Origin of the sequence: Pseudoalteromonas sp. SG45-3 (assembly GCF_014164075.1) — a bacterium.
Classification (GTDB): domain Bacteria; phylum Pseudomonadota; class Gammaproteobacteria; order Enterobacterales; family Alteromonadaceae; genus Pseudoalteromonas; species Pseudoalteromonas distincta.
In genome coordinates, this window is sequence record NZ_JACJEN010000002.1 from 35,398 (window position 1) to 48,235 (window position 12,838).

Genomic DNA, 12,838 nt, shown 5'->3' on the forward strand with positions numbered 1-12,838 from the left:
ATGCGCTTTTGAATGAATTTTTGAGGTAATAATGACGCGTAGTTTTGAATTTCATTTAACTGATGAGATTGCCACGGTTACAATGGGTAATCGCGTTGCTGATATTATAGAGCAAGGTGCGGTTATTTATTTACATGGTGATTTAGGTGCTGGTAAAACAACGTTTACACGAGGTGTAGTGCAAGGCTTTGGCCATACAGGTAAGGTTAAAAGCCCGACCTATACACTAGTAGAACCTTATGAGCTTGAGCGTGCAAATGTTTATCATTTTGACTTATACCGCTTAGGTGATCCTGAAGAACTCGAATACATGGGAATACGCGATTATTTCTCAGCAGACGCAATTTGTGTTGTTGAATGGCCTGAAAAGGGTGGTGAATTTATTCCTGTGCCTGATTTAGATATTACTCTAAGCTATGTGGGTAACGAACGTAAAATTGTTATAAATAGTGCGAGTGAGCGCGGTATAGCAATTGTCGAAAAACTAAATAATCAATAATAATATAGTTAAGGCAGTAATTATCCAATGAGCCGAGGTGTAGTTAAACTTTTTATTTATCTTATGGTTATCACCATAAGCTTGCCGCTATGGGCTAAAAACACAATCAATAGTGTGCGTGTATGGCCGTCTCCAGATAGCACGCGCGTGGTATTTGATTTAAATGATAAGCCCGACTTTAGCTATTTCATGCTTAAAAACCCTAGCCGCCTAGTGATTGATTTAGAAAATACTAGCGAGTTAAAAACATTGCCAGGTGTGCCCCCGAAACATCAAATAGTAAGCAAATTACGTTACTCAAAACCTAAAAATAAACAAAGCGTACGTTTAGTATTTGAATTAAGTGCGCCAATAAAGCCAGTGGTATTTGCCCTCGCACCTACAGGCCCTTATAAAAATAGACTCGTTGTTGATTTATACAATAAAAGCCAAGCTACTACAGTTGTTTCTCCTGCTCAAACAGCCGCTAAAAACCGTCAACTAAGCCAAGAGCGCGACATTGTTATTGCAATTGATGCGGGGCATGGCGGCGAAGATCCTGGTTCAATTGGGCCATCAGGCACCTACGAAAAAACAGTTACACTGCAAATTGCGAAACGTTTAGAGCGCATGATTGATGGCGAACGTGGCATGATTTCGCGCATGGTACGAAGCGGTGACTATTTTGTAAAATTAAATACCCGTACTAATCGAGCCCGTGAAAAAAAGGCAGATTTTTTTGTTTCTATTCATGCTGATGCATTTACAAGCCCTGGGCCAAATGGTGCCTCTGTGTGGGTTTTGTCATTAAGACGTGCTAATTCAGAAATAGGTAAATGGATAGAAGATAAAGAAAAACACTCCGAGCTTTTAGGTGGCGCTGCTGATGTAATGAAAGATGCCGCCAATGAAAAATATCTAGCACAAGCGTTGCTTGATATGTCGATGGACCACTCTATGAAAACTGGCTTAAATGTAGCTGACGAAGTGGTTAAAGAGCTTCGTAAGGTTGCCAAACTGCATAAAAAAGATCCCCAGCATGCGAGCCTTGCAGTACTAAAATCACCAGATATTCCATCTATTTTGGTAGAAACAGGGTTTATATCTAACCCGCGAGAAGAAAAGCTACTTAAAAGTCCTAATCATCAAGAGCGTTTAGCTAAAGCTATATTTACTTCAATTAAAAATTATTATTTGAAAAATCCGCCGGATGATTCTTTATTTGCTAAATTAAAGTCGCAATATCCAACAAAGCATAAAGTACGCCCCGGTGAATCTTTAAGTATGTTAGCGAGTCGCTATGGCGTTACAGTCAATAAATTAAAACAAGTTAATAAGCTTAGTTCTAATACCTTATTTATTGGGCAAGAGCTCGATATACCTCAAAGTTAGTCATTATTAGCGCAATGTTTGCTAGGAAGTCTCATGAATATTGAAATATTACCCGCGCGTTTAGCCAACCAAATTGCCGCAGGCGAAGTGGTTGAGCGCCCAGCGTCGGTAGTAAAAGAGCTTGTTGAAAATAGCTTAGATGCTGGCGCAACGCGTATTCAAATTGATATTGAGCGCGGCGGCCACAAACTTATTCGTATTCGTGATAATGGCGCAGGGATAAGTAAAGATGAGCTAACGCTCGCACTTTCTCGCCACGCGACAAGTAAATTAAAATCACTTGATGACCTTGAAAACATTTGCTCACTTGGCTTTAGAGGGGAAGCACTTGCGTCAATTAGTTCTGTGTCGCGTTTAACGCTGAGCTCAAAACCAAAAGAGCAAGAAGCGGCTTGGCAAGCTTTTGCAGAAGGCCGCGACATGGCCGTTCAAGTAAAACCTGTAGCGCATCCCGATGGCACAACCATTGAAGTAAAAGATTTATTTTTTAATACTCCAGCACGTCGTAAATTTTTACGCACCGAAAAAACTGAATTTAGCCATATTGATGAGTTGATAAAGCGTATTGCGCTTAGTCGCTTTGATGTCTCTATTACACTAACTCACAACGAAAAAGTAGTAAGGCAGTATCGTGCCAAAACTGATCCCTCTCAGGCTATAACACGCGTAGCACAAGTTGCAGGCAAGGCCTTTGCCGAGCAAGGTTTGCATATTCAATCAGGAGAAGGCGGTTTACAGTTGCATGGTTGGGTGCTACCTGTAGGCTCAGCTAATACGACTCAGTACACTTATGTGAATAATCGCATGATGCGCGATAAGCTTATTTTGCATGCTATACGGCAGGCATTTGAAGAAGTAAGTGGAACACAAGAATTACCCGGTTTTGTCATTTATATTGATATTGACCCGCGACAGGTTGATGTAAATGTTCACCCTGCTAAGCATGAAGTGCGTTTTCATCAAGGGCGGTTAATTCATGATTTTATATTGCAAGCTATTAAGCAGGTAGTAGTGCCATTGCAAGGCGAATTCACTAACGAATCAGCGAGCACAGCAGCAGAACTCACGCCAGCGTTCATTGAGTCAACGCATAGCAGTGCTAATAATATAGAAAGCGAAGGAGTGTTTGATTACCCTAAATCGCAATTACAGCCCTCTTACTCTGGAAGTGCTGGTAGCTCAAGTTCGTCCTCAGGTACTAGAAGTGTTGGCGGTGCATACCGTGCTGCACCAAGTACGAGCCATCATGACGTAAATGCGTTTTATCAAGGAGTGAGTGAGCAACACGCCGCGCATTTTGATAATGCAGCCAATATATCTGCAGCACCACACCAGTCCGTATCTGTGGATAATGTCTTAAAAGCTGTTTCTATTATAAGCGTTAGTGAAGGAGTGTGTGTCTTTAGTGAAGAGCAGCAATTGTATTGCTCACATTTTAAATATGCATTAGTTGATGATTGGCATAATCAAATTAAAGAGTTCGGAAGTTTAGAAGGGAAAGCCCTTTTGTTACCAGTGCGAGTAAACTTAGAAAAAGAAGATTGCTTACTTATAGAATCCCAGCAATCGTGGTTTACCTTACTTGGTTTTGAACTTGTAATAGAAAAACAATTTGTAATGGTTAAAAAATTGCCAGCGTGTTTATATTTACTTGACGTAAGTGCAGCGGTAGGTGAGCTACTTGATGCGTGTAAAGCAAAACTTGAAAATATAGAAAATTGGTTAGAATGGCAAATGAAATGCGTGCCGACCCGATTTTATTTAAGCAATGTATTTTTAGCGCAACAAATGCGCTTACAAAATAATCCACAAACTATTGAACGCTTGCGTAAAAAAGCAGTTAAAATAGAGCTAAATCACTATTTAACGCAATTAGATTAAGGTATCAGTGTTGAGTAATTTACCAGTTATATTTTTAATGGGTCCAACTGCAGCAGGTAAAACAGCATTGGCAATCTCGCTGTGCGAGCATTTAAATACAGAAATAATCAGCGTAGATTCAGCGCTAGTGTATAAAGGTATGGACATTGGTACAGCAAAACCTGATGCGGAAGAATTAGCCAAAGCTCCGCATCATTTAATTGATCTACTTGACCCGAGTGAAACGTATTCAGTTGCAGATTTTAGGCGCGATGCAGTGCAAAAAATTGACGAATTTCACAGACAAGGTAAAGTGCCTGTATTGGTTGGAGGTACAATGCTGTACTTCAAATCTTTAATTGATGGTTTATCGCCTTTACCTGAAGCAGATACAGAGATAAGAGCAGAGTTAGAAGCGCAAGCGAAAGAATTTGGCTGGCCTCATTTATATAAAGAATTAGTTAAAGTTGACCCAAAAGCAGCCGAAAAAATAAGTGAAAATGATTCACAAAGAATTAATCGAGCTTTAGAGGTTTACAGGTTAACTGGTAAGACCATGACTGAGTTGCAAATGCAAAAACAGCCGGCTTTACCTTATACTTTTCATCAATTTGCGATTGCACCGCAAGAACGCAGTGAATTACACCGCCGAATTGAAGAAAGGTTTAAAATAATGATTGATCAGGGGTTTGAAAATGAAGTTTCGACCCTATATCTACGTAAGGATTTACACCCCAATATGCCTTCTATTCGTTGTGTTGGTTATAGACAAATGTGGGATTACCTTGCGGGTGAAACAAACCATGATGAAATGGTTTTTCGTGGCATCGCAGCAACACGTCAGCTGGCAAAACGGCAGTTAACGTGGCTTCGTAGTTGGCCTAATGTTACTTGGTTAACAACAGGCGACGAAGAAAACTTGCATCGTGTAGTAAGTTCGCTAAGCTAGTAGTAGTTGAATATTGTTTTTTATCAAATAAGTTCAGCCACTTAATTATAATAACACCTAGAACGAAGGAACAATAACATGGCAAAAGGCCAATCGTTACAAGACCCATTTTTGAATGCACTACGACGTGAGCGCATTCCAGTATCAATCTTTTTGGTAAATGGCATAAAATTACAAGGCAAAATTCAGTCATTTGACCAATTTGTTATTTTACTAGAGAACACCGTAAATCAAATGGTTTATAAGCATGCAATTTCTACAGTTGTCCCTGCTCGCGCAGTTAACTTCCAAGCAGTTCAAGGGAGTGAAGACACTGAAGAGGCAGAAGCTGGAAACTTTTAATTAGGAGCATAATGTTTGTTTGACCGCTATGAATCCGGCGAACAGGCAATTTTAGTTCATATCGACTTACCTAAAGAAGGAGATCGTGAAGATCTTCATGAATTAGAGATGTTGGTATCTTCTGCTGGTGTTAGTAGTTTGGCGGTTGTGCAAGGCAGCCGTCAAGCACCACATCCGAAACTATTCGTCGGTACCGGTAAAGCAGAGGAAATAGCTGAGATTGTCAAAATCCACAAAGCAGATGTCGTAATTTTTAATCATCAACTCAGGCCATCACAAGAGCGTAATTTAGAGCGCGTTTGTCAATGTCGTGTGCTTGATAGAACGACGCTAATTCTTGATATTTTTGCCCAGCGCGCACGTACCCACGAGGGTAAGCTGCAAGTTGAATTGGCTCAACTTCGCCATATGTCGACTCGATTAATTCGAGGCTGGACTCACCTTGAACGTCAAAAAGGCGGGATTGGTTTACGTGGTCCTGGTGAAACTCAACTTGAAACTGACAGAAGATTACTTCGTGCCCGTATTCAAAATATTCGTGCACGTTTAGCTAAAGTTGCAGTGCAACGTGAACAAGGTAGGCGAGCTCGTACTCGCAACGAAATACCTACAGTTTCATTAGTTGGTTATACCAATGCGGGTAAATCTACATTATTTAATCGAATTACAAATTCAGATGTATACGCGGCCGATCAGTTGTTTGCCACGCTTGACCCGACTCTACGTAAGCTTGAGTTAGGTGATGTTGGCCCTGTTATCTTAGCTGATACAGTGGGCTTTATTCGTCACCTACCACATGACTTAGTTGCTGCTTTTAAAGCAACGCTTACTGAAACTCGCGAAGCTGATTTGCAGTTACATGTAATTGATGCCGCAGACTCACGTCTGCAAGAAAATATTGAACAAGTACAATCGGTGCTTAAAGAAATTGAGGCCGATGAAGTACCACAGCTATTAATTTATAATAAAATTGATGCGCTGGATAACGTAAGCCCACGTATTGATCGAGATAACGAAGGTCAACCTATAAGAGTATGGCTTAGCGCTCAGACTGGTGAAGGGTGTGAATTACTTAGCGAGGCAATCAGTGAGTTACTAGCTAAGAAGATGTTTAACGAAACATTATTTCTTACGCCATTGTATGGTCGCTTAAGAGCTGCATTGTTCAGTTTAAATGCAGTGCATGAAGAGCAATTTGATGAGCAAGGTAATTGGCTGTTAGATGTTAGAATGCCAATGGTTGAGTGGAATCGTTTAATTAAAGAATTTGGTCCTGAAATTGCTGGTTTTATCAACCGTAATTAAAAATTGACGTTTTAATGTCGGTTTTTGTATGAGAAACGCGGTAGATTTGTTAGATTTAACACAATTTCCTAATTTATTTAGATAACAATGGAGTATAGCTATGGCCTGGAATGAACCGGGTAATAATGGCAATGACAAAGATCCGTGGAATAATAAAGGCGGACGTGATCAAGGCCCACCTGATTTAGACGAGGTGTTCCGCAAGTTTAGTAACAAGTTCAGCGGCTTATTTGGCGGGAAAAAATCCGGCAATGGTAGCGGCGGTGGACTTGGCGGAGCCGGTATTTCATTCATACTTATTATCGCCGTTATTGTATGGGCGTTAAGTGGTATTTATACGGTTAAAGAAGCCGAGCGTGGTGTGGTTCTACAATTTGGTAAATATGACCGAATTGCTGATCCTGGTTTGCGTTGGAAAATGACTTTCATCGAAACGGTAATCCCAGTAGATATTGAAGCTGTTCGTTCATTATCGGCTTCTGGTTTTATGCTTACTGAAGACGAAAACGTAGTGAGCGTTGAGTTTCAGGTGCAATACCGTGTTATTGACCCATACCTTTATGAATTTAGCGTAACTAACGCTGATAGTAGCTTAGAAGAAGCGCTAGACAGTGCACTACGTTATGTTGTGGGCCATGCAAAAATGGACCAAGTATTAACTAATGGCCGTGAGGTTGTTCGTCAAAATACATGGGATGAGCTTAATAAGATTATCGAACCATATAACTTAGGTTTAATTGTTACTGACGTGAACTTTAAAGACTCTCGTCCGCCAACTGAAGTTAAAGATGCATTTGATGATGCAATTGCTGCACAAGAAGATGAAGAACGTTTCATCCGTGAAGCAGAAGCATATGCTCGTGAAATTGAGCCTCGTGCTCGTGGTCAAGTAACGCGTATGACTCAAGAAGCTGAAGGTTACCAAGAGCGTATAACATTAGAAGCACAAGGTGAGGTAGCTCGCTTTGAAAAGCTATTACCTGAATATCAAGCAGCTAAAGAAGTTACTCGTGAGCGCTTATACATTGATGCAATGGAAGAAGTGCTAGGCAGTAGCTCTAAAATATTGGTTGATGTTAAAGGCGGCAATAACATGATGTATTTACCTCTTGATAAAATCATGGACAAGCAAGGAACCGCAACACGTGTTGCACTTCCAAGCTCTAGTGATATTCAAGATTTACGTAATAAAGTAAATACGTCGCGTAATAGCTCTGTTAACAGTGGCAATGACCGCTTTAACAACGACCGCTTCAATGATGGGAGATAATCATAATGAAAAACTTTAGTTTAGTAATACTATTAGCTGCCATTGTTATGTCTTTCTCATCGGTATTTGTTGTACCTGAAGGGCAAAAAGCAATTGTAATGTTATTCAGTAAAGTACAAAAAGATAGCGACGACAAAGCGATTGTATATGGCCCAGGCCTACAATTTAAGGTGCCATTTTTTAGCCAAGTACGTCGTATTGATGCACGTATTCAAACGCTAGATGGTGCGCCAGACCGTTTTGTTACTAGTGAGAAAAAAGACTTAATTGTTGATTCGTTTGTAAAATGGCGTGTTAACGACTTTAGCGCTTTTTACTTACGTGCACGTGGCGATAAGCAATACGCTGAAACGCTACTTAAACAAAAAGTAAATAATGGTCTTCGTACAAACTTTGGTACACGTACAATTCGTGAAATTGTATCGGGTGAGCGTAGCGAATTGATGGAAGAAGCGTTAGTACAAGCTTCTGAAAGTGCGCGTGAGCTTGGTATTGAAGTACTAGACGTACGTGTTAAGCAAATTAACCTACCACAAGAAGTAAGTAGCTCTATTTACCAACGTATGCGCGCTGAGCGTACTGCTGTTGCAAAAGAGCACCGTTCTGAAGGACAGGAAAAAGCTGAGACCATTCGTGCGGGTGTTGACCGTCGTGTAACTGTAATGCTTGCTGATGCTGAGCGTAATGCACGTTCTGTACGTGGTCAAGGCGATGCTGATGCTGCAGGCATTTATGCTAATGCGTATAACAAAGACCCTGAGTTCTTTAGTTTTGTACGTTCACTTGAAGCTTACAAAAAGACTTTTAAAGATAAGCAAGATGTTATGGTGCTTTCACCAGATAGCGACTTCTTCCAATATATGAAAGGCGCTAAAGCTCAATAGACTTTACGTTAATTATTTAAAAGTTAAAAAGCCTCGCATTTGCGGGGCTTTTTGTTAAATACAAACTAGTGCGTTAAATCACTGTTATTTATGTGGTTATTGGTCAATATTTGGATATAACAATTGCCCGCAGAAAAAATAAGCTGAACAGGGGTGATCTTTACTTTAGTTTTCTGGTAAAATCTCGTCCTAATTTTCTCTAAGTGAATTTACGATGGGTAAAAACGTTGTTGTATTAGGCACCCAATGGGGTGACGAAGGAAAGGGTAAGGTAGTTGATCTCCTTACAGACAAAGCATCTTTAGTAGTTCGTTATCAAGGTGGCCACAATGCGGGTCATACTTTAGTTATCGAAGGTGAAAAGACGGTTCTACACCTTATTCCATCGGGTGTATTACGTGACAATGTTAAATGTGTGATTGGTAATGGTGTAGTTTTATCACCAGAAGCGCTAATGAGAGAAATTGGCATGCTTGAAGAGCGCGGCGTACCAGTACGCGAGCGTCTTTTAATAAGTGAAGCATGTCCGCTAATCTTGCCTTTCCATGTTGCATTAGATGTAGCCCGCGAAACAGCTCGTGGCGATAAGCCTATTGGTACAACTGGCCGTGGAATCGGTCCTGCGTACGAAGATAAAGTAGCACGTCGTGGTTTACGCGTAGGCGATTTATTTAATCCTGAAGTATTTGCAGCTAAATTAAAAGAAGTGCTTGAGTACCACAACTTCACTTTAGTTAACTACTACAAAGTAGATGCTGTAGATTTCCAAAAAACGTTTGATGATGCAATGGCTGTTGCTGATATCTTAAAAGCAATGGTTGTAGATGTAACTGAGCTTTTAGATCAAACGCGTTTAGCAGGCGAAAACATTTTATTTGAAGGTGCACAAGGTACGTTACTTGATATAGATCACGGTACTTACCCTTATGTAACATCTTCAAACACTACCGCTGGTGGCGTTGCGACTGGTGCTGGTTTTGGTCCACTAAACCTTGACTACGTGTTAGGTATTATCAAAGCGTACACTACACGTGTTGGTTCAGGTCCTTTCCCTACAGAGCTTTACGACGGTCTTGATAAACAAGATCCAGTTGGTAAGCACCTAGGTGATAAAGGCCATGAGTTTGGCGCTACAACAGGTCGACTTCGTCGTACTGGTTGGTTAGATGCAGTGGCTATGCGCCGTGCAGTTCAAATCAACAGTATTTCAGGTTTTTGTTTAACTAAGCTTGATGTTTTAGATGGCTTAGAAACACTTAAAATCTGTACTGGTTACAAGCTTGAAGATGGCACAGTTACTAACGTAACACCATTAGCGGCTGAAGGTTACGATAAAGTAACACCAGTATACGAAGAAATGCCAGGTTGGTCAGAAAACACTGTTGGTGTAACTAGTCTTGACGGTTTACCAAAAGCTGCGATTGACTACATCAAACGTATTGAAGAAATTACGGGTGTTCCAATTGATATTATTTCTACAGGTCCTGACCGTGTAGAAACTATGGTGCTTCGCAATCCGTTTGCGTAATTACCATTAGATTAAAAAAAGCTGCTTCGTGCAGCTTTTTTTGTGTCTAAAATTCACCTTGGAACGATCTTTGTATATTATTTAATAAGTTTATTTATATAAGTGGTGAACATGCGTTTATTTAATCGTAATTGCGTACTAAGGCTTTCGTTAATACCGCTGTCTTTATTTATAGCAACCAACAGCTTAGCTACAGAAAGCCCTGCTGCTGTGCCGCTATATACAGAATCAGAGCTAATTGCGTTAATAAATAAAAATACGCATTTAGCGCGCGTAAAGGCAGATGATTGCCAGTTGGTGCAAGATATAGAAGCACGAGCCAATAAAATGGCATTGCCGTCTTATCAATTTTTATACGGCGATATGCTGGCTTATAACGTGTGCGTTGATCGCAATGTAGAGTTAGGTGTGTATTACATGCGAAAAGCAGCTGAGCAAGGCTTAGCGGCAGCGCTAGAGCAATTGGGACGATACTACGACACTGGTCGCTTAGTTCAGCAAGATAAAGCAATGGCAATTACCTATTTGCGTGAAGCCTCGTCGCAAGGCAATTTAAAAGCACAACTACGTTTAGTTAAATTATTTAATGATGGTTATGGCAGCCCGCGTGATTTTGAAGATGCCTATCGTTGGCTATTTAATTCTATGGTGGCAGATAAAGCGACTCATAGAAAAATTGAGCGAGCGCTGACTAAGTTAGCGCAAAAAATGCCAGATAGTGTGGTTGCTCGAGCTCGCCTTCCTATTTAATGGCTGTTAAAAACAAAACCCTAACTTTTTAAGTTAGGGTTTTTTAGTTTTTACAGACTGTAAAAGTATTTAACTGTCTTCTTTAGCCTTTGTTTGCGGGTCTTTTAAAACTGACATTTTAGGCGGCTGTAAAGCAACAACGCGTTCGCCTTCTTGCGGCGGTTTTTCCATGTTGATTGTAAACGGTCTTAGCTTAATTGGTGTATCGTCATCACTGTCTTTATCACCTTTGAGAATAAATAAAGGGATAGCCTCAGGGTTCATTTCTAAGTATTGTTCCCAGCTAAACTCATCCGAGATACGTGTTGAACTAACCTTACCGCCTTTAGCTATAATACTGCTTAAACGTGCATACGAGCCTTCGTCTCCAAACAGTATTTGTCTAGATAAAAACGTTGCGCTGTCTTTATTTGCTTTTGCATGCGACGTTGATGAGCGTAGCGAAAATACATTTTTCTCATTAAGTAAATGCGAAAAGTATTGAACACCTAACGCATTATGATGACGATTTGGCGATAATGCTAATACACTACGAATCGTTGTTAGAGGTAAGTAGCGTTCAGCATGCTCTGATTGCGGGTTACCATAATAACAAGCTAAACCATCCATACGTGCCATTCTGCAGTTTTCCCATGCAGGATCTGACAGGTGAACCGGAATGTTTTGCTCTTGTAAGCCTCGGCCGATTGCACGCGATACATGGTTTGCACCAATAATTAATATTGTATTTGGTGATGGCTGGCGTACACCTAATAGCTTGGCGACAGGAATGGCGGTTAAGCTCTGTAGTACAACGGTAATTATAATTACTGTAAATATAAGAGGTACCATTTTTTCAGCATCCGCAACACCAGACTCCATCATGCTAAGCGCAAATACTGACCCAACGGCTGCGGCGACTATACCGCGTGGAGCTATCCAGGCAAGTACCAAACGAGACTTCATTGGTAAGTCAGTACCAAAGGTCGAAATAGCAATACACAGTGGCCGAGCAACAAAAAGCACGATAGCTAAAAATATAAATACATCGCTGTCGAGCATCATTAAATCAGAGAGCTGTAAGCGTGCTGCAAGTAAAATAAACAGCGTTGATATTAATATCATCGACAAGTCTTCTTTGAACTCAAGTACAGAATCTATTTCTAAATCGTCTTGGTTAGCAAGCCAAATACCAAATACAGTCACTGCTAATAGGCCTGATTCATGGCTTAAATAGTTTGATACAGAAAAACTAATGAGTACTAATGCCAATATACCAAACTTATGTAATTCAAATGGTAGCCACTCGCGGCGCATTAATAGTGTTGTTAACCAACCAGCAGCAACACCAATACTTAATCCAACACCTAGGGTTTTAACTAAAGCAATAATAGTGTGGCTAAATACTTCGCCTTGGCCTACCAGCATTACGGCTTCAAATACTAATACAGCGAATAATGCGCCGATCGGGTCTATTACAATACCTTCCCATCGAAGTATGCGGTCAATGTCTTGTGTTGGGCGCATTGAGTTTAATAGCGGTGCTATAACAGTAGGGCCTGTTACAACTAGCACTGCACCTAATACCGCAGCTACACGCCAATTAAGTTCAAGCAACCAATAGGCGCTGAGGCTAATAATAATACAGGTAGTAAGCATGCCGATGGAGCAAAGGTTTCTTACAACTTTTCCGATTCCTTTTAGCTCTCTGAAATGCAGAGTTAAGGATCCTTCAAATAAAATGATGGCAACACTTAGTGATACAACTGGAAACAGTAAATCACCTAACAATGCATCAGGGTCTAAAACACCACTAAATGGCCCAAGTAAAAGACCAGTAAGCAATAAGAAAAGAATAGCGGGCACTCTAAAAGCCCACGCGACCCATTGGGCAAGCACAGAGCAAAGTGCGATACCGGCTATGTAAATTGCTGACATAGATTAAGAATTCCTTATTTATGACGGTTTGTTTAGAAAGTATAACTTTTGTTAATTATTAATACAGGGGTATACACGGGAAATTCAAATATTACTAATCAATTTTAGCTGCTTATAGAAGATTAGTAGGCTTAAATTATTTTGCGCGTGTTAAGCCGCCTTA

At 40.5% G+C, this 12,838-nt stretch carries 11 protein-coding genes; 10 read left to right on the forward strand and 1 reads right to left on the reverse strand.

Translation table 11 applies throughout. The features are described 5' to 3' along the window. The first annotated feature begins 31 nt into the window (after positions 1-31). From tsaE to H5126_RS02625, 10 genes are all read left to right on the forward strand, one after another. Positions 32-499 carry a tRNA (adenosine(37)-N6)-threonylcarbamoyltransferase complex ATPase subunit type 1 TsaE gene (tsaE, locus tag H5126_RS02580; RefSeq protein WP_182712012.1) on the forward strand — a complete coding sequence of 156 codons (468 nt, stop codon included), beginning with the start codon at positions 32-34 and terminating at the stop codon, positions 497-499. A 27-nt stretch (positions 500-526) separates the two neighbouring features. Beyond that, positions 527-1,870, forward strand: coding sequence for an N-acetylmuramoyl-L-alanine amidase (locus H5126_RS02585; protein ID WP_138489744.1), 1,344 nt, complete (start codon positions 527-529; stop codon positions 1,868-1,870). A 33-nt stretch (positions 1,871-1,903) separates the two neighbouring features. Next, positions 1,904-3,751 carry a DNA mismatch repair endonuclease MutL gene (gene mutL / locus H5126_RS02590; RefSeq protein WP_182720356.1) on the forward strand — a complete coding sequence of 616 codons (1,848 nt, stop codon included), beginning with the start codon at positions 1,904-1,906 and terminating at the stop codon, positions 3,749-3,751. A gap of 10 nt (positions 3,752-3,761) precedes the next feature. Next, positions 3,762-4,679: a tRNA (adenosine(37)-N6)-dimethylallyltransferase MiaA gene (gene miaA / locus H5126_RS02595; protein ID WP_182720357.1), complete on the forward strand. Its 918-nt coding sequence runs from the start codon at positions 3,762-3,764 to the stop codon at positions 4,677-4,679. 78 nt (positions 4,680-4,757) lie between these two features. Further along, positions 4,758-5,021 (forward strand): RNA chaperone Hfq, encoded by a 264-nt coding sequence (hfq, locus tag H5126_RS02600; protein WP_024597268.1) that lies wholly within the window; start codon positions 4,758-4,760, stop codon positions 5,019-5,021. Between the two features lie 15 nt (positions 5,022-5,036). Then, complete coding sequence (hflX, locus tag H5126_RS02605; protein ID WP_182720358.1) at positions 5,037-6,326, forward strand: ribosome rescue GTPase HflX; 1,290 nt, start codon at positions 5,037-5,039, stop codon at positions 6,324-6,326. A 100-nt stretch (positions 6,327-6,426) separates the two neighbouring features. Then, entirely contained in the window at positions 6,427-7,596 is a 1,170-nt protein-coding gene (hflK, locus tag H5126_RS02610; RefSeq protein WP_002957881.1) for an FtsH protease activity modulator HflK, read from the forward strand. Between the two features lie 5 nt (positions 7,597-7,601). Further along, a complete protein-coding gene (gene hflC, locus H5126_RS02615; RefSeq protein ID WP_002957880.1) occupies positions 7,602-8,480 on the forward strand; it encodes a protease modulator HflC in 879 nt (292 codons plus the stop codon). A 214-nt stretch (positions 8,481-8,694) separates the two neighbouring features. Beyond that, positions 8,695-10,008 carry an adenylosuccinate synthase gene (locus H5126_RS02620; RefSeq protein WP_024597266.1) on the forward strand — a complete coding sequence of 438 codons (1,314 nt, stop codon included), beginning with the start codon at positions 8,695-8,697 and terminating at the stop codon, positions 10,006-10,008. A gap of 111 nt (positions 10,009-10,119) precedes the next feature. Then, positions 10,120-10,758: a tetratricopeptide repeat protein gene (locus H5126_RS02625; RefSeq protein WP_039489024.1), complete on the forward strand. Its 639-nt coding sequence runs from the start codon at positions 10,120-10,122 to the stop codon at positions 10,756-10,758. Between the two features lie 69 nt (positions 10,759-10,827). Here H5126_RS02625 and H5126_RS02630 read toward each other — a convergent pair whose 3' ends face one another. After that, positions 10,828-12,675 (reverse strand): sodium:proton antiporter, encoded by a 1,848-nt coding sequence (locus tag H5126_RS02630; RefSeq protein WP_002957877.1) that lies wholly within the window; start codon positions 12,673-12,675, stop codon positions 10,828-10,830. Positions 12,676-12,838 lie beyond the last annotated feature (163 nt).

What these genes read in the sequence shown, in the direction of transcription:
- tsaE (WP_182712012.1), top strand. Translation starts at nt 32, where the DNA reads ATGACGCGTAGTTTTGAATTTCATTTAACTGATGAGATTGCCACGGTT.
- H5126_RS02585 (WP_138489744.1), top strand. Translation starts at nt 527, where the DNA reads ATGAGCCGAGGTGTAGTTAAACTTTTTATTTATCTTATGGTTATCACC.
- mutL (WP_182720356.1), top strand. Translation starts at nt 1,904, where the DNA reads ATGAATATTGAAATATTACCCGCGCGTTTAGCCAACCAAATTGCCGCA.
- hfq (WP_024597268.1), top strand. Translation starts at nt 4,758, where the DNA reads ATGGCAAAAGGCCAATCGTTACAAGACCCATTTTTGAATGCACTACGA.
- hflK (WP_002957881.1), top strand. Translation starts at nt 6,427, where the DNA reads ATGGCCTGGAATGAACCGGGTAATAATGGCAATGACAAAGATCCGTGG.
- hflC (WP_002957880.1), top strand. Translation starts at nt 7,602, where the DNA reads ATGAAAAACTTTAGTTTAGTAATACTATTAGCTGCCATTGTTATGTCT.
- H5126_RS02620 (WP_024597266.1), top strand. Translation starts at nt 8,695, where the DNA reads ATGGGTAAAAACGTTGTTGTATTAGGCACCCAATGGGGTGACGAAGGA.
- H5126_RS02625 (WP_039489024.1), top strand. Translation starts at nt 10,120, where the DNA reads ATGCGTTTATTTAATCGTAATTGCGTACTAAGGCTTTCGTTAATACCG.
- H5126_RS02630 (WP_002957877.1), bottom strand. Translation starts at nt 12,675, where the DNA reads ATGTCAGCAATTTACATAGCCGGTATCGCACTTTGCTCTGTGCTTGCC.